This window comes from Pedobacter arcticus A12, assembly GCF_000302595.1.
GTDB classification, from domain to species: domain Bacteria; phylum Bacteroidota; class Bacteroidia; order Sphingobacteriales; family Sphingobacteriaceae; genus Pseudopedobacter; species Pseudopedobacter arcticus.
Genome location: NZ_JH947128.1, coordinates 601,968 through 617,842 on the forward strand (window position 1 = coordinate 601,968; position 15,875 = coordinate 617,842).

Genomic DNA, 15,875 nt, shown 5'->3' on the forward strand with positions numbered 1-15,875 from the left:
ATTAAACATCCTTTTTCTTAATAACCCTTCCTCGTGGCTCATCACCCTCGTAAAGTGCAATTTCCGAATGTAAGAACACTGCTGCATCCGCGGAATCTTTTACTTTAATAGCGCTGCGTTCTAACATTTCTGTTTCAAACTCATTTAACACAGCTTCTCTTAATCCTGTTTCCCGCCAGTTAGATAAGGATCTACAATTCCGAAAAACTCCTCGGGCTAATGAAAGTGCATCTAACAAAGCCTGATTGGCACCCTGTCCTTTAAACGGACTCATAGGATGAGCAGCATCTCCAATCATAGTCGCAGGACCGCCTTTACCTAACAATTCCGATGTTAATAATTCCCGATCATAAACGGGATAACCAGAAACTTGGGATTCTAGCGTTGCTGTTAAAATCTGAGGGATAGGACTGTGCCATTGTACTCTACGACACGCTTCTTCCTTAAGTGCATGGGCTCCGAGTCTACTCAAAGCTATCGCTTCTTCTTCTAGCATCGGAAAACTTAATTGCCACATTACCGCGTCGGTGGAATATGGCATCATGTAAATCCGCTCATTACCATTGGCGGTTTGAAACACTGTAGCCGAGTCCAACAACGCACTCTCAAGCCCCTGAAGAGCCACCAACGGACAAATACCCAATATCACAATACAGCCAAGATACCTTAAGGGTGTAATTTTCTCGCCAATTAACAAGTTGCGCACCGCACTACGAATACCATCTGCACCCACCAATAAATCGGCTTTAGCAGTTTTCAGTTTCCCATCCACTTCAAAATTTAGCTCGATACTTTCATCCTTGCATTTTTTAAAATCAATCAATTGGTGCCCCCATTTTACCACACTGTCTCTGCCCAGTTGTTCTAAAAGTGCTAAGCGTAAAGATTGTCTGGCGATATGCACATTAGTCCGTTTTGCATAGGGTATTGTAGCTTCCTGCATCCATTTTCTCACGCCCCACTCACCAATAATATCTCCATCGGGTTTGTGAACAACATGTTTTGTTGAAACCAAACCCTCTTTTAAGGTAAAAATCCCGAATCCTTCAATTGCTTTACTAGCTTGCTGCAAGGTAAGTCCATATCCCTGAGAACGGGACTCGAAGCCATAATCTCGTTCATAAAGGGTAAAGGGAATTCCTCTGTGTAAACAGGCCACCGCAAGTGCAACACCCCCAATTCCGCCACCAATAATAGCTACGTGTGGGTAAGTTTCATTCGGTGGGGGTGGGATATTGGAAGCCACCAAGCCGGATCCGCCACAATTCGGGCATGGGTATAAGCCGCCTTTAGGGATAACTGGAGGTATTCCTTCAGAACCAGTTTTTAAAAATTCATCTAAAGCAATCTGGTAGTGTAATCGTAGCTTTTTTCGAAGCTTACGCCTTTTTTTGCCCCGCCCTTGGCACTCAGCACAAACAGTCCAACTAGCGAATGCATTTTCTACCTTTTCCAATCCTGTTTATAATATTTTATTTGGAGTTTCTGTATAGGGCTTTGTAAATCCAATAATGCTTTTCATTTTCTATCTTACCAAAAGTGCCTCTAAATATCTATTTCAGATAATCGGCGCAGTAATCCTAAGCCCTTCAGAGCATTTGTGAGTATTTTTAAAAGTGTTCAAATTTTTTATGCTGAAAGCCTAGAAGACTTATAAAGACCTACAAATCTAATTATATTTAGGCAAATTATTCTGGTTAATCCAAGTGCAACAATCGGTCAAACCTATCTCAATAGAGATTTAACAGAGATTCATATCCGCTCGGAAAAAAAATTATGCTATCCTTAGCTCATCTGTAGCCATCACCCACTCGTCTTTCCCGCATCGGTCGCACTCAAGTTGCTTGGTTTCACTTACCGAATTGCAAATGTTTGCGCAAAATTTACAAGCGTACAGCTCGCCTACCTTAAACTGCAAAACAAGGTTATTAAATTGATGTGGTAAAATCGGTAAGCCAGGTTGCACTTCCTCATCTCTGTAAAAGAAAACACTAACCTGTCCGCTAGTTTCTAACAAGGCCAACTTTACCTGGCCAATATGTGTAACATTCCTTAACCTCAATTCGGCAAAAAATTCATTCTGTGCCAACGATTCCTTTTTAAACTTATCGATTGCAAATTCCCCTTCTTCTATTAAATAAATCGCTTCCCCTTCTAACCATTTTTCTATCCTTTTTGATTTGGTTATCAAAAAAGTAGTTAAACGATAAAGTATCATTATAAAAATGAAAACACATATGGTAGGTAATAAACCCACATTCTCATAAAAAAGAGGATCGCCAGCAGCAGAACCTAAGGTCAAAATAATAACCAGTTCAAAAACTGAAAGTTGCTGTACCCCACGCCTACCTGCCATTTTTAATACCAATAGCGCAACAATGTACATTACAATACACCTAAATAACACCTCAAACAGAAACACGTACGGCAACCCGTTCATCAGTAATCTGTCGGTCTCAAAAATTTCCTTCATATTATTCTTTAAATCATTCCACCTTGGCTATTCGATTCCACATAGGGAATATCTCTAGTGCTTTCAGGTTTATTGGTATAATCAGAGATCAGCCACAATACAAATACAAAAATTGCTAATCCTATAAAAAGCTCTTTAGATAAAAAACCATCAATGGTTCCTAGATAAAAGGCAACAACAACCAATGCTAAAGAAACAAAGAGCTCAATTTTTCCATGGATTTTAAATGGGATAAAATTCGTTAAACTGTATTCGTAATTTGTACAAATGGTCATTACTAAATGTATAACCGCCAAACCGTAACAGAAAATACTGGTGGTTTGCGCCACACCAAAAACACTCGGCGATAGGAACAGGAAAATGATAATTAGATAATCTATAATTCCATGTATTCTTGAATTAATTTTCATGATATAGGGTTTATTTTCATTCAAATATAATCAATAAACGTACCTAAATTAATCATCTAATTTCCTAATAACAAGATTTATAGACCATACGACAATCAAAACTCTATATAGTTTTTTCAAATAACCCTTAAACATTAATCTTTTTATTGCTAGCTTTAAAAAACCAAACCTTAGTGTTTAAAGCACACTAAATTATAGACTAAACGAAAACCATGTCAAATCAAAACTACGATGCTATTGTTATAGGCTCTGGTATATCCGGAGGTTGGGCAGCCAAAGAGCTTACAGAAAAAGGCTTAAAAACCATTTTATTAGAACGAGGTAAAAACGTTGAACATATAAAAGGCTACCCTAATGCTACAAAGGCTCCTTGGGATTTTAAGCATCGGGGTGGAAGAACGCAGGAAATGATAGAAAACTATCCTGTATTAAAAAGAGACTATGTACTTTCCGAGAAAAACACAGATTTTTGGGTAAACGAAAAAGAATCTCCCTATGTAGAAGTTAAGCGCTTCGACTGGTATAGAGGCTATCAAGTTGGAGGAAGGTCTTTACTTTGGGGCCGTCAATCTTACCGTTGGAGCAATATGGATTTTGAAGCCAATGCAAAAGAGGGAGTAGCAATAGACTGGCCAGTACGTTACGATGAAATTGCCCCTTGGTATAGCCATGTGGAAAAATTTGCTGGCATCAGCGGTTCAAAAGAAAATTTACTACATCTACCTGATAGTGAGTTTTTACCTCCAATGGAGCTTAACTGTGTAGAAAAAGACGTTGCCGAAAGAATCAGGAAAGAATATAATGATCACCGAAGAATGATTATTGGTAGGGTTGCCCACGTTACCGGTCCATTACCCGGAAGAACAAACTGCCAATACCGTAATAAATGTTCTTTGGGATGCCCATTTGGCGGATATTTCAGTACCCAATCATCAACTCTACCTGCCGCCGTTGCAACTGGTAACTTAACACTAAGGCCAGACGCCATTGTGACTAAAATTTTATACGATAAAGATAAAAAACGGGCTACAGGTGTACAGATTCTAGACTCCAAAACCAACCAAACCTATGAGTATTATGCAAAAGTGATTTTCTTATGTGCTTCTAGCTTAAACTCGGCTTGGGTACTCATGAATTCTGCAACCGACGTATGGGAAGGTGGCTTAGGAAGTAGCAGTGGCGAATTAGGGCATAACCTAATGGACCATCATTTTAGAGCAGGTGCCGGCGGAACCGTGGAAGGCTACGAAGACAAATATTATTTTGGACGAAGACCCAACGGCTTTTACATCCCTCGTTTCAGAAACATTACAGATAAAAGAGATTATACCCGCGGTTTTGGGTACCAAGGTGGTGCCAGTAGACAAGGTTGGTCTCGGGAAGTTGCAGAACTTGGCATTGGTGCAGAGTTAAAACAAGCATTATCAGAACCAGGGAAATGGACTATCGGGATGACTGGTTTTGGAGAGATTCTTCCGTACCACGAAAACCGAGCATTTTTAGATCCAAAAGTAAAAGATAAATGGGGATTACCCGTATTAGCTATAGATGCTGAGCTCAAAGAGAATGAGATAAAGATGCGCACCGATATGATGGAAGACGCAAAAGAAATGCTGGAAAAAGCCGGAGTAAAAAATGTTACTACTCACGATTCTGGTTATGGATTTGGGCAAGGAATACACGAAATGGGTACAGCCAGAATGGGTCACGATCCTAAAACTTCTGTTTTAAATAAGCATAATCAAGTTTGGGATGCACCCAACGTTTATGTAACAGACGGCTCTTTTATGACTTCTGCAAACTGCGTTAACCCATCTTTAACTTATATGGCATTTACAGCCCGAGCAGTAGATCATGCCGTTAGCGAGTTGAAAAAACAAAATCTATAAAAATGGCTACAGACAATAGTAAAAAAGACAGAAGATCTTTTATTAAAAATCTAGCAATTGGAACAGCTGCTTTTACCATTGTACCCCGTTTTGTTTTAGGTGGTAAAGGTTTTTTAGCACCAAGTGACAAATTATACATTGCAGGCGTAGGAGCTGGCGGTAAAGGTTATAGTAATTTAAAAAACTTTGCTGCCGGTGGAAATGCAACCATTTCATTTTTATGCGATGTAGATACGCGAAGAGCGGCCCGGTCTGTGAGTGAAAACCCCAAAGCAAAGTATTACCAAGATTGGCGAGAACTATTAGACAAAGAAACGAAAAATTTTGACGCTGTTTGTGTTTCAACACCAGACCATAACCATGCGATCATCACTTTGGCCGCCATGCAACTGGGCAAACATGTTTATGTAGAAAAACCATTGACACATGACATATACGAAGCTCGTGTTTTAGGTGAAGCCGCGAAAAGGTATAAAGTAGTTACACAGATGGGAAACCAAGGCTCCTCTCATGACGGTGTAAGACAGATGCAAGAATGGTACAACGCTGGCTTAATTGGCGAAGTAGAGCGTATCTATTGTTGGACAAACCGTCCCGTTTGGCCACAAGGTATTCCATGGCCACAACAGGCGTCACCAATACCAAAAGAACTAAACTGGGACTTATGGCTTGGTACTGCTCCCGAGAAAAGCTATGTAGATAAACTGGTGCCATTTAATTGGAGAGGTTGGTGGGATTATGGAACAGGTGCTTTGGGCGATATGGGCTGCCATTTAATGGAAGCTCCGTTCACAGTGTTAGGTCTAAAAAGCCCAGAAAGCGTTCAAGCGAGTGTGGGAAGCGTATATGTTGACGAATTTAAAAGAGGCTATTTTCCTGATAGTTGCCCACCATCAAGTCACGTAATTCTTGATTTTGCCCAAAATTCTAAAAAAGCGAAAAAGGTAAAATTGCATTGGATGGACGGAGGAATACAACCCGAAAGGCCCGAAGAGTTAGGTGCTGATGAAGCTTTTGGCGATAATGGCAATGGTATTTTATTCATCGGAACAAAAGGAAAAGTGCTAGCCGATACCTATAATGCCAACGCAAGATTACTTCCGCTGAGCAGAAACAGCGAAGTTAACGTAAAGCAAACCATAGAACGCGTACCGAACGGAGCGAATGGACACTACCAGCAATGGGTAGAAGCCTGTATTGCTGGTTACGGAAAAAAAGCAGTGAGTTCTCCTTTTGAAAAAGCCGTTCCTTTAACAGAAGCATTATTAATGGCAAACTTGGCTATTAGGGCACATGATATCAAAACCGAAGTCAATGGGAAAACAATTTTCCCTGGCAGAAACAAGAAACTGTTATGGGATTCAGAAAACATGAAGGTGACCAATTTTGACGAGGTAAACCAATTTGTAAAACGCGAATACCGTAATGGATGGGCATTAACCCTTTAATTAGAATTAGATGAATAGACGAGAAGCCATTTCCTCCGTTGCAGTATTGCTAGGCGGAAGTATTATAGGTGGAGAAATTTTTGCACTAGCAGGATGTACATCTACACCTAAACAGATAAATGATCTTTTTAACACTAAAGATGTAGACTTGTTGGATGAAATAGCAGAGACCATTATTCCCGAGACCAATACTCCTGGCGCTAAAGCCGCAAAAACCGGTGCTTTTATGGCCTTAATGGTAAAAGATTGCTACACTACAGAAAACCAGCAAGTATTTTTAAAAGGCCTAAAAGACATAGATACACAAGCTTTGGCTACCTATAAAACAAATTTTATAGAGTTAAAAGACGATGATAAAAAGGCGCTTTTGAACAAATTGGATACTACTCAGAAAGAGTGGCAGCAGAAAAAAGATAAAGAACAGCCATCTCATTATTTCCGCATGATGAAAGAATTAACCTTATTAGGCTTTTTTACCTCAGAAATTGGGGGTACAAAAGTGCTTTCGTATGTAGAAATACCCGGGAGGTATGATGCTTGTGTAGATTATAAAAAAGGAAATCCTGTTTATCTTAACCCTTAAGCCATCCGTTTTAAACATGAAAAAATACGCAATACCCATATTTAGCATCGCTATATTTTTTATTTCTTGTGGTACACAAAAATCTAAGTCGCAACCATGGGTCGATCTACTTTCAAACAACATTTCTCAGAATTGGCATACCTACGGACAACAAAAAGCTGGAACCTCATGGTCTATCCAAAATGGCATCTTGCACTTTAATCCAACAAATCAACCAAAGAAAGAAAGAGGTGATTTAGCGAGTAATGAGACTTTTGAAAACTTTCACTTAAAGTACGATTGGAAGATTGCTGAAAACGGAAATAGTGGCGTAATGTTCAATGTAAACGATGATGCTAAAAAATATGCTCAGCCCTATTTCACCGGCCCAGAAATGCAAGTGTTGGATAACAATGGCCACCCAGATGCTAAAATATTCAAACACAGGGCGGGCGATCTTTACGATTTAATTCCATCAAGTGTGGAAACCGCTAAACCATTTGATGAATGGAACAAAGCCGAAATTATTTTAAACAAAGGTGAATTACAGTTTATTTTAAACGGCAAACAGATAGTAAAAACCACGCTATGGGACGCTGAATGGGATAAAATAGTTCCAGCAAGCAAATTTAAAGAGATGCCAGATTTCGGAAAGTTCCGTTCTGGGAAAATTGTATTACAAGACCATGGCAACCAAGTTTGGTTTAAAAACATCCTCATTAAAAAACTTTAAATAATTATGAATAACAGCAATCGTTTCAAATTATCCTTAATGATGTTCCTCGAATTTTTCGTTTGGGGAGCCTGGTTTGTAACTTTAGGAACATTCTTAAACGCCAACCTAAATGCTACAGGAGCACAAACTGCTGCTGCCTTTTCTACGCAATCCTTCGGTGCTATCATCGCTCCATTTATCATCGGGTTAATCGCCGACAGGTATTTTAATGCCGAAAAAATTCTGGGAATACTGCACCTGATAGGTGCTTTGTTAATGTATTTCATGTTTAAAGCCAGCAATTTTGAGGATTTTTACCCCTATGTACTAGGCTATATGATTGCTTTTATGCCTACCCTTGCATTGGTAAACTCCATTTCCTTTAATCAAATGAACGATCCGGAGAAAGAATTTTCAACCATACGCGTTTGGGGCACCGTAGGTTGGATTGCTGCTGGTTTAACCATCAGTTATTTTTTCCATTGGGATTCCGCAACCAGCATATCCTCTGGGTTTTTAAAAAACACTTTCGCCATGGCGGGAATTGGATCATTGATTCTAGGTGTTTTTAGTTTTGCTTTACCACTTACACCACCAAAAGCAATTAAAGGCGAAAAGGTAACGCTTTCTGATATTTTAGGATTAGAAGCGCTTAAACTATTGAAAAGTAAAGACTTTTTAATCTTCTTCATCAGCTCTGTTTTAATCTGTATTCCCTTAGCTTTTTATTACCAAAATGCTAATCCATTTTTATCAGGCATAGGTCTAGAAAACCCAACTGGAAAAATGACGCTCGGGCAGATTTCCGAAGTACTGTTTATGCTATTATTACCCGTTTTCTTTAAAAAATTCGGATTCAAAATCACCTTACTTTTAGGCATGTTGGCTTGGGTGGCTAGGTATTTACTTTTTGCATATGGTAACGCTGGTGAACTTACTTTTATGTTATTAACAGGAATTGCATTACACGGTATCTGCTATGATTTCTTTTTTGTATCTGGTCAAATTTACACCAACGCCAGAGCTGGAGAAAAGAACAGAAGTGCTGCCCAAGGTTTAATTACTTTGGCTACCTACGGTGTAGGAATGCTCATCGGGTTTTGGGTAGCGGGACTAATAACAGACACTTACCAAGTCAACGGAATAATTAATTGGAAAATGGTATGGCTAATTCCAGCAGGAATTGCAGCGGCTGTATTGGTACTTTTTGCCCTCTTATTTTCCGAAAACAAAAGTCTCAAACAAAAAGCTTAAAAAAATGTCGAACAGAAGAGAAGTTATAAAAAAAATATTGGCAGGTTCTGCTTTATTAAGTTCAGCGCCTTTACTGAGTTCGTTTACTGCAATGGATAAAAAAATTAAACGGTCTACGTTAAAAGGAAATATCAACCATTCGGTTTGCAGATGGACTTATCCACATTTAAGCGTAGAAGAACTTTGCAAACTTTGTAATGAGATTGGCATAAAGGGGATCGATTTAGTAGGTCCAAAAGATTGGCCGATGTTGCAGAAATACAATATCCAATCTACCATGTGCAACGGTGCGGAGATTAATTTGGTAGATGGATTTGCAGAACCAAAATTCCACGAAACGTTAATTAGCAATTACACAAAAATGATTGCTTTGGTAGCAGCAGCCGGCTATAAAAACCTAATCTGCTTTAGCGGAAGTCGCCGAGGTATGGATGATGAAACCGGTTGGAATAACTGCGTAACCGGTTTGAAAAAACTGATGCCCTTGGCAGAAAAGCATGGCGTAGTGCTTGTAATGGAGCTTTTGAACAGTAAAGTAAATCATAAAGATTATTTTGCTGATAAAACTGCATGGGGCGTTGAACTATGCAAACGCTTAGGTTCAGAAAACTTTAAATTGCTGTACGATATTTACCATATGCAGATTGATGAAGGAGATGTAATTAGAACCATTAATGATTCTTCTGGATACATTGCCCATTACCACACTGCAGGAGTTCCTGGAAGAAACGAAATTGACGATTCGCAGGAATTATTTTATCCCGCAATTATGAAAGCAATAGTAAAAACTGGCTTTAAAGGATCTGTAGCCCAAGAATTTATTCCAAAAAACGAAGATAAAATTGCTTCGTTAAAAAATGCAGTACAAATCTGTGACGTTTAATTAATATGAAAAAAAGAGAATTTTTAACACAAATAGGTATTTTAACAGCGGGCGCTTTAGTTTTACCCTCTATAAATAGTTTTGCCGGCGAAAAACACATGCCGTTTGGCATCCAGCTATACTCTTTAAGAAACGAACTTCCAAAAGGCGTAGAAACTGTAATTAGCAAAGTCGCTAAAGCCGGCTACAGCTATGTAGAAGCTTACGGCTATTCTTTTGATAACGGATTTTGGGGCTTAAGCGCTAAAGAATTTAGAGTACTGCTTGATAAATATCATTTGACTTGCCCTTCCGCTCATTACGATTTTAACGATTATGAGAAATCTGGCGACGTCGAGATTATCAAAAAATACATTGCCACGGCAAAAACATTGGGGAGTGATTATATTGTAATCCCACATATCAATCCAAATATCTATAAAGATCTAGCGTTAACAAAAGCTTGGCTTGCTAAAATAAATATTGCCGCTAAAATGGTTAAAGATGCCGGCTTAAAACTAAGCTACCATAACCACGATTTCGAATTTGTTGATCTGGGAAACACAACTGCTTATGAAATGTTGCTGAATGGAACCAATCCAGACCTAGTAGATTTTGAAATGGATATTTATTGGGTAGTAAGAGCCAAGAAAGACCCTTTACAATTTTTCAAAGACCACCCCGGAAGGTTTAAACTTTGGCACATTAAAGACATGAAGAAAACCGATAGAACAAAAAACGCAGAGATTGGCGCAGGAACTATTGACTATCCAACGATCATTAAAGGAGCTAAAAAAGCTGGACTAAAATATGTATTTATGGAGCAGGAGAACTTTGATATTGATCCTTACATCAGTATCAGCATAAGTTCAAAATATCTTCAAAAAGTGCTCTAGTTCCCGAATTAGTGTCGCTTTTATTTTTGGTGAGATATATAACAGCCGAATGGTAAAGACAACCAAAACACCAGAAAACAAAAGAGCCTCAGAATTGATAAAAATTCTGAGGCTCTTCTTTAAGAATAATATAAAATTACAGACCGAAAGCAGATTTTACTTTGTCTACAAAATCTAATTTCTCCCAAGTAAACAATTCAACTTCTACTGTTTTTTCTTCGCCATTAGCACCTAAGAAAGTTTTCTTTACCACTTCATTCTTGCGTCCCATATGTCCGTAAGCTGCAGTCTCAGAATAAATCGGGTTTCTTAATTTCAGGCGTTGCTCAATAAAGTACGGGCGCATATCAAAAATTTCTTCCACTTTTTTTGCAATTGCACCATCGTTCAAGTCAACTTTTGCAGTTCCATTGGTATCAATAAAAATACCACAAGGCTCCGCAACACCAATTGCATAGGAAACCTGCACCAAAACTTCATCCGCAACACCCGCTGCAACCAAGTTTTTAGCAATATGGCGAGTAGCATACGCTGCAGATCTATCCACTTTTGAAGGATCTTTTCCAGAGAAAGCACCTCCACCATGTGCACCTTTACCACCGTAAGTATCTACTATAATTTTTCTACCGGTTAAACCAGTATCACCATGTGGGCCACCAATCACAAACTTTCCTGTGGGGTTAATGTGGTATTTGATCTGCTCGTTAAATAGCTTTTGAAGTTCTGGTTTTAATGTGGCTTTAACACGAGGAATCAGCACAGAAATAATATCGCTCTTAATCTTTGCCAACATTTTAGCTTCTTCATCAAAATCATCATGTTGTGTGGAGATTACGATGCTATCAATTCTAATGGGTTGGTGGTTATCGTCGTACTCAATCGTAACCTGAGATTTAGCATCTGGTCTTAAGTACTTAATTGCAGCATCTTCTCTTCTAACTGCTGCAAGCTCAATCAATAATTTATGCGCTAAATCTAAAGCTAAGGGCATATAATTATCTGTTTCATTTGACGCGTAACCAAACATCATTCCTTGGTCACCGGCACCTTGCTCTTCCGGATTTTTTTTATCAACACCTTGGTTAATATCCTGAGACTGCTCATGAATTGCAGATAAAATACCACAAGAATTAGCTTCAAACATGTATTCAGATTTGGTATAACCAATTTTCCTGATCACATCTCTCGCTATACGCTGAACGTCTAAGTAACTTTTTGATTTAACCTCACCCGCCAGTATCACTTGACCCGTAGTTACTAAGGTTTCGCAAGCCACCTTCGAATCCTTATCAAACGCTAAAAAATTATCAATTAAAGCATCTGAAATTTGGTCAGCAACCTTATCTGGGTGTCCTTCAGAAACCGACTCTGACGTAAATAAATAAGACATATTAAAAAAATTTAATGGTTAAATTAAAGGGGAAAGAAAAGAGGGAGATTGCTTTAAACCTAAAAGATAATGTTTTAGCATTTTTTTTACGTGGTTGCAATCATTTTCAAATCATTCCACTAATGTGGCACAAAGGTATAACATTTTTTATTTTTCAGAAAAATTAGAATTACTTTGTAGCTTATATTAACAATGGCTTTTTCTAAAAAACGTATACTTTTTATTGTAAACCCAATTTCTGGCGGTTTCAACAAGGTTTTTATCCCAAATCTAATTGATAAAAATTTGGACCATCAAAAATTTGACGCAAAGATTATATATACTACTCATCAGGCCCATGCAAAAGAATTGGCCCAAGAAGCCGTTACTAGCGACATAGAGATTGTGGTTGCGGTAGGCGGAGACGGCACCATCAACGAGGTAGCAGGAGTCCTAGAGTCTTCGAATAAAATCATGGCCATTGTTCCATGTGGCTCGGGGAACGGTTTAGCAAGAACCCTAGGTATATCGTTAAACAATGCAAAAGCAATCCAAAAAATCAACGACCTAAAAACTACCGCTATTGATGTTGGTCTTTTAAACAACAAAAAGTTTTTTAATATGGCAGGTATGGGCTTCGATGCTCACATTAGTGCGCATTTTGCAAAAAGTGTTAAACGGGGTCTTTTGGGATACATTAAATCAACCTTAAAAGAGATTTCGAATTACAAAGCCCAAACCTACGAAATCATCATCGATGGCAAGTCCATCATAAGGGAAGCCTTTATGTTAAGCTTGGCAAATTCATCGCAATATGGAAACAATGCCCATATTTCACCTACAGCATCAACGCAAGATGGACTGCTAGATATTTGTATCATCAAGCAGTTCCCTTTAAGAGTTTTCCCGATTCTGGGCTATCGTATGTTTACAAAAACGGCAAGTCGCTCTAAATATGTAGCTATTATTAAAGCGCAAAATTTTGAAATAATAAGGACAGAGGATGGGCCAGTGCATGTAGATGGTGAACCTTTTTCAATGGGTAAAAAGTTAACTGTTGGCATTAAACCACTGGCATTAAAAATTATCGTGTAAAAGTTATAAAAATGGATAGAGATAAAAAATCAAAGAAATTCACTGGATTTGATGGCTTGGTATTTTCTACCAATCCGGATCAGCAACTCGGTAATATTGACCACAGCGATGAAGAAACTTTAAACCCAAATCACCAACAATTACGCGTACAGTTAGATAAAAAACAACGCGGTGGCAAGGCTGTCACGCTAATTACAGGGTTTATTGGTAAGGATGAAGACTTAAAAGACCTAGGAAAACTCCTGAAATCCAAATGTGGCGTTGGCGGTACGGTAAAAGATAACGAGATTTTAATTCAAGGAGACTTTAGAGATAAGATTTTAACATTATTGACGTCAAGCGGTTATAAAGCAAAAAGAGTTGGTGGTTAAAGCCAGCTAAACACTCCATATCCTTTAAACCTTTGTGGTCAAATAAAACGCTCAAATATAATTATTTAACACCTAATTAACAACCTGTTAATGTTTGTTTACTAACAAAGAACAACGTTCGCCAAATTACAAACGGAAGTACTGTAACTTTTTAGTTTTAAATTGCAAAAAATCAAAATAAAGCGGTTTTAATTTGGTTTTTAGTAGTAAAATGTTTTTTATTGTAAAAGATTGTTCATCACAGAGCAATCTTTTTTAGGTTTTGTTGTTATATAGAGCAGAAGCTGAAAAAACGAGCTTTTAAACCAAATTAACCAATTTTTAAAAAAGTTTGATTTTAAAGGATTAATCATAAATTTGTTATTCGCATTAAATAAAAAACAATTATAAACACACACATTAAATTCAAAAACTAAAAAATCAAAAAATGGCAAACGCACCAACACCTACCACAGCTCAAAAAGAGAACTCAAAAGGCTCCGGGATTTTCGCAGGATTAGCAATCGTAATATGTATCGCAATAGGTTGGGCCCTATTCTTATTTGTGATGGGAGACGGTTCTAACTTTGAAGGCGGAGATAACGCAAACCAACCGATCCCTGGTAATTATTTCGGAATGATTTATAAAGGTGGATACATTGTACCTTTCTTAATGTCCATGTTTTTAATGGTAATCGTTTTTTCAATCGAACGCTTTTTTGTAATCAGCAAAGCAGCAGGAGTTGGAAATGTTGATTCTTTCGTTAGAAAAGTACAAAGCTCTTTAGCTTCAAACAATGTTGATGCAGCTATCAGCGAGTGTGACAAGCAAAAAGGTTCTGTTGCAGCGGTAATCAAATCTGGCTTACAAAAATACAAAGCTGTAGAAATTGACCCATCAATGGATACTGAACAAAAATGTTTAGCAATTCAAAAAGACATCGAAGAAGCAACTGCATTGGAGATGCCAATGTTAGAGCAAAACTTAACAATTATTGCAACTTTAGTATCAGTTGGTACGTTAGGTGGTTTATTAGGTACAGTAACAGGTATGATCAAGGCTTTCGCCGGATTAGCAACTGCTGGAGCACCAGATCAAGCACAATTAGCAAACGGTATTTCTGAAGCATTAATTAACACGGCTACTGGTATCGCAACTTCTTTATTTGCAGTACTTTCTTACAACTTCTTTACTTCTAAAATTGATAGCTTAACCTATTCAATTGACGAGGCTGGTTTCTCAATTGTACAAACTTACGCAGCTACTCACAAGTAGTCTACAGAAGTTGAGCTTACTTAAAAGCTCTTAATCAATTGATAAACAAATAAAAACTAAGAAGATGCCAAAAGTAAAAATTAAAAGAAAAAGCACCGTTACGGATATGACCGCGATGTGTGACGTGGCGTTCTTGCTACTAACTTTCTTTATCTTAACGGCAACTGCTCGTCAACCAGAAGCATTAGCAGTAGACACACCGTCTTCAACGGTTACGTTTAAACTGCCAGATACTGATATATCTACCCTAACCGTAGGGCAGGGTAAGGTGTTTTTTGGAGTTGTTGGCCAAGATATTAGAATAAATACTTTAGAGCGCATGGGCGAACAGTACAACCTTACCTTTACAGACGAAGAGAAAAAACGCTTCTCTGTAATAGACAATTTTGGGGTACCAATGGCCAGCTTAAAACAATTTATTGCAATGGATAATGCTGATCGAATGAAACTGGTACAGCCAGGGATTCCAGCAGATTCTGGCGCAAATAACCAGTTAAAGCAATGGATTTTACAATCTAGATATGCCACTAAAGAAATGCACAACGTTGATTTAAGATTCTCAATCAAAGGAGATTCTAAAGAGGAATATCCAACAATTAGAAGAGTTATCGATGTGCTTCAAGACCAGAAAATTAACAAATTCAGTTTAATCACTTCTTTAGAAGCTGCTGATTAATATTTAAAAATATAAACAATGGCAGAATTAGATACCTCCGGCGGGGGTAATAAAAAAGGCAAGAAAGTAAGAAGTAAAAAGCAATCAACAAGGGTAGATTTAACTGCCATGGTGGATTTGGCTTTCTTATTGATTACCTTCTTTATGCTAACTACTACCCTAGCCAAACCTCAGGCAATGGACATGTTCATGCCTGATAAAGATGATAAAAATCCTGATGAGGTTTTAGATGTAAAAGCATCAAGAACGATGACTGTTTTGTTGGGAGAAGACAACAAGATTGTTTGGTACATGGGAGTAATAGGGGATAATGCACCCACGGTAGATAATTTTGGAAAAAAAGGAATACGCGAATCACTTGTTCAAAACAACAAAAATGTGGTAGCTACAACTGGAAATCCAGAAAAAGGACTGATGGTAATTATCAAACCTACGGATCAATCAAATTATAAAAACTTTGTCGACATTCTTGACGAGATTAAAATTGCTGGTGTGCCATCTTACGGTATCAACAACAAAGTAGAGAATGCTGAGATTGGACTTATGAAAGCTCAAGGAGCATACAAGTAAAATAATTTGAAAATTAACTCGTTTAATTTT

General features: G+C 38.0%; 16 protein-coding genes. 12 read left to right on the plus strand and 4 right to left on the minus strand.

Annotation, left to right across the window (positions count from 1 at the left end; all coding sequences use genetic code 11):
- Position 1: 1 nt before the first annotated feature.
- From B176_RS0118505 to B176_RS0118515, 3 genes are all read right to left on the minus strand, one after another.
- Entirely contained in the window at positions 2-1,456 is a 1,455-nt protein-coding gene (locus B176_RS0118505) for an FAD-dependent oxidoreductase (protein ID WP_017260335.1), read from the minus strand.
- 318 nt (positions 1,457-1,774) lie between these two features.
- Positions 1,775-2,473: a DUF421 domain-containing protein gene (locus tag B176_RS0118510; protein WP_026063453.1), complete on the minus strand. Its 699-nt coding sequence runs from the start codon at positions 2,471-2,473 to the stop codon at positions 1,775-1,777.
- 8 nt (positions 2,474-2,481) lie between these two features.
- Positions 2,482-2,883 carry a hypothetical protein gene (locus B176_RS0118515; RefSeq protein ID WP_017260337.1) on the minus strand — a complete coding sequence of 134 codons (402 nt, stop codon included), beginning with the start codon at positions 2,881-2,883 and terminating at the stop codon, positions 2,482-2,484.
- A gap of 212 nt (positions 2,884-3,095) precedes the next feature.
- Between B176_RS0118515 and B176_RS0118520 the strand changes: the two genes are divergently transcribed.
- The 7 genes from B176_RS0118520 to B176_RS0118550 are packed head-to-tail and all read left to right on the plus strand — an operon-like array spanning position 3,096 to position 10,509.
- Positions 3,096-4,772: a GMC oxidoreductase gene (locus B176_RS0118520; protein ID WP_017260338.1), complete on the plus strand. Its 1,677-nt coding sequence runs from the start codon at positions 3,096-3,098 to the stop codon at positions 4,770-4,772.
- Between the two features lie 2 nt (positions 4,773-4,774).
- On the plus strand, positions 4,775-6,220 hold the full coding sequence (locus B176_RS0118525) for a Gfo/Idh/MocA family protein (RefSeq protein WP_017260339.1): 1,446 nt from the start codon (positions 4,775-4,777) through the stop codon (positions 6,218-6,220).
- Between the two features lie 10 nt (positions 6,221-6,230).
- A complete protein-coding gene (locus B176_RS0118530; protein ID WP_017260340.1) occupies positions 6,231-6,803 on the plus strand; it encodes a gluconate 2-dehydrogenase subunit 3 family protein in 573 nt (190 codons plus the stop codon).
- Positions 6,804-6,819: 16 nt separating this feature from the next.
- Entirely contained in the window at positions 6,820-7,515 is a 696-nt protein-coding gene (locus tag B176_RS0118535; RefSeq protein WP_017260341.1) for a 3-keto-disaccharide hydrolase, read from the plus strand.
- Positions 7,516-7,521: 6 nt separating this feature from the next.
- Positions 7,522-8,751 carry a nucleoside permease gene (locus B176_RS0118540; protein WP_017260342.1) on the plus strand — a complete coding sequence of 410 codons (1,230 nt, stop codon included), beginning with the start codon at positions 7,522-7,524 and terminating at the stop codon, positions 8,749-8,751.
- 4 nt (positions 8,752-8,755) lie between these two features.
- Positions 8,756-9,634, plus strand: coding sequence for a hydroxypyruvate isomerase family protein (locus B176_RS0118545; protein ID WP_017260343.1), 879 nt, complete (start codon positions 8,756-8,758; stop codon positions 9,632-9,634).
- 5 nt (positions 9,635-9,639) lie between these two features.
- The gene (locus tag B176_RS0118550; RefSeq protein ID WP_017260344.1) at positions 9,640-10,509 is read left to right on the plus strand and encodes a sugar phosphate isomerase/epimerase family protein; all 870 of its coding nucleotides are present in this window, start codon (positions 9,640-9,642) and stop codon (positions 10,507-10,509) included.
- Between the two features lie 136 nt (positions 10,510-10,645).
- Here B176_RS0118550 and metK read toward each other — a convergent pair whose 3' ends face one another.
- The gene (gene metK / locus B176_RS0118555) at positions 10,646-11,899 is read right to left on the minus strand and encodes a methionine adenosyltransferase (RefSeq protein WP_017260345.1); all 1,254 of its coding nucleotides are present in this window, start codon (positions 11,897-11,899) and stop codon (positions 10,646-10,648) included.
- A gap of 192 nt (positions 11,900-12,091) precedes the next feature.
- Between metK and B176_RS0118565 the strand changes: the two genes are divergently transcribed.
- The 5 genes from B176_RS0118565 to B176_RS0118590 all read left to right on the plus strand — a co-directional run bounded on the left by B176_RS0118565 (position 12,092) and on the right by B176_RS0118590 (position 15,845).
- Positions 12,092-12,973: a diacylglycerol/lipid kinase family protein gene (locus B176_RS0118565; protein ID WP_017260347.1), complete on the plus strand. Its 882-nt coding sequence runs from the start codon at positions 12,092-12,094 to the stop codon at positions 12,971-12,973.
- Positions 12,974-12,984: 11 nt separating this feature from the next.
- Entirely contained in the window at positions 12,985-13,344 is a 360-nt protein-coding gene (locus tag B176_RS0118570; protein ID WP_017260348.1) for a translation initiation factor, read from the plus strand.
- A gap of 427 nt (positions 13,345-13,771) precedes the next feature.
- Positions 13,772-14,599, plus strand: a complete 828-nt coding sequence (locus B176_RS0118580; RefSeq protein ID WP_017260350.1) for a MotA/TolQ/ExbB proton channel family protein — start codon at positions 13,772-13,774, stop codon at positions 14,597-14,599.
- A gap of 64 nt (positions 14,600-14,663) precedes the next feature.
- A complete protein-coding gene (locus B176_RS0118585; RefSeq protein WP_017260351.1) occupies positions 14,664-15,275 on the plus strand; it encodes an ExbD/TolR family protein in 612 nt (203 codons plus the stop codon).
- An 18-nt stretch (positions 15,276-15,293) separates the two neighbouring features.
- Positions 15,294-15,845, plus strand: a complete 552-nt coding sequence (locus B176_RS0118590) for an ExbD/TolR family protein (RefSeq protein WP_017260352.1) — start codon at positions 15,294-15,296, stop codon at positions 15,843-15,845.
- Positions 15,846-15,875 lie beyond the last annotated feature (30 nt).

Bases quoted from the DNA above. Each gene is read 5' to 3' on its own strand.
- B176_RS0118510 (WP_026063453.1), bottom strand. From the start codon at position 2,473: ATGAAGGAAATTTTTGAGACCGACAGATTACTGATGAACGGGTTGCCG.
- B176_RS0118520 (WP_017260338.1), top strand. From the start codon at position 3,096: ATGTCAAATCAAAACTACGATGCTATTGTTATAGGCTCTGGTATATCC.
- metK (WP_017260345.1), bottom strand. From the start codon at position 11,899: ATGTCTTATTTATTTACGTCAGAGTCGGTTTCTGAAGGACACCCAGAT.
- B176_RS0118535 (WP_017260341.1), top strand. From the start codon at position 6,820: ATGAAAAAATACGCAATACCCATATTTAGCATCGCTATATTTTTTATT.
- B176_RS0118590 (WP_017260352.1), top strand. From the start codon at position 15,294: ATGGCAGAATTAGATACCTCCGGCGGGGGTAATAAAAAAGGCAAGAAA.
- B176_RS0118585 (WP_017260351.1), top strand. From the start codon at position 14,664: ATGCCAAAAGTAAAAATTAAAAGAAAAAGCACCGTTACGGATATGACC.
- B176_RS0118565 (WP_017260347.1), top strand. From the start codon at position 12,092: ATGGCTTTTTCTAAAAAACGTATACTTTTTATTGTAAACCCAATTTCT.
- B176_RS0118570 (WP_017260348.1), top strand. From the start codon at position 12,985: ATGGATAGAGATAAAAAATCAAAGAAATTCACTGGATTTGATGGCTTG.
- B176_RS0118530 (WP_017260340.1), top strand. From the start codon at position 6,231: ATGAATAGACGAGAAGCCATTTCCTCCGTTGCAGTATTGCTAGGCGGA.
- B176_RS0118550 (WP_017260344.1), top strand. From the start codon at position 9,640: ATGAAAAAAAGAGAATTTTTAACACAAATAGGTATTTTAACAGCGGGC.
- B176_RS0118580 (WP_017260350.1), top strand. From the start codon at position 13,772: ATGGCAAACGCACCAACACCTACCACAGCTCAAAAAGAGAACTCAAAA.
- B176_RS0118525 (WP_017260339.1), top strand. From the start codon at position 4,775: ATGGCTACAGACAATAGTAAAAAAGACAGAAGATCTTTTATTAAAAAT.
- B176_RS0118515 (WP_017260337.1), bottom strand. From the start codon at position 2,883: ATGAAAATTAATTCAAGAATACATGGAATTATAGATTATCTAATTATC.
- B176_RS0118545 (WP_017260343.1), top strand. From the start codon at position 8,756: ATGTCGAACAGAAGAGAAGTTATAAAAAAAATATTGGCAGGTTCTGCT.
- B176_RS0118540 (WP_017260342.1), top strand. From the start codon at position 7,522: ATGAATAACAGCAATCGTTTCAAATTATCCTTAATGATGTTCCTCGAA.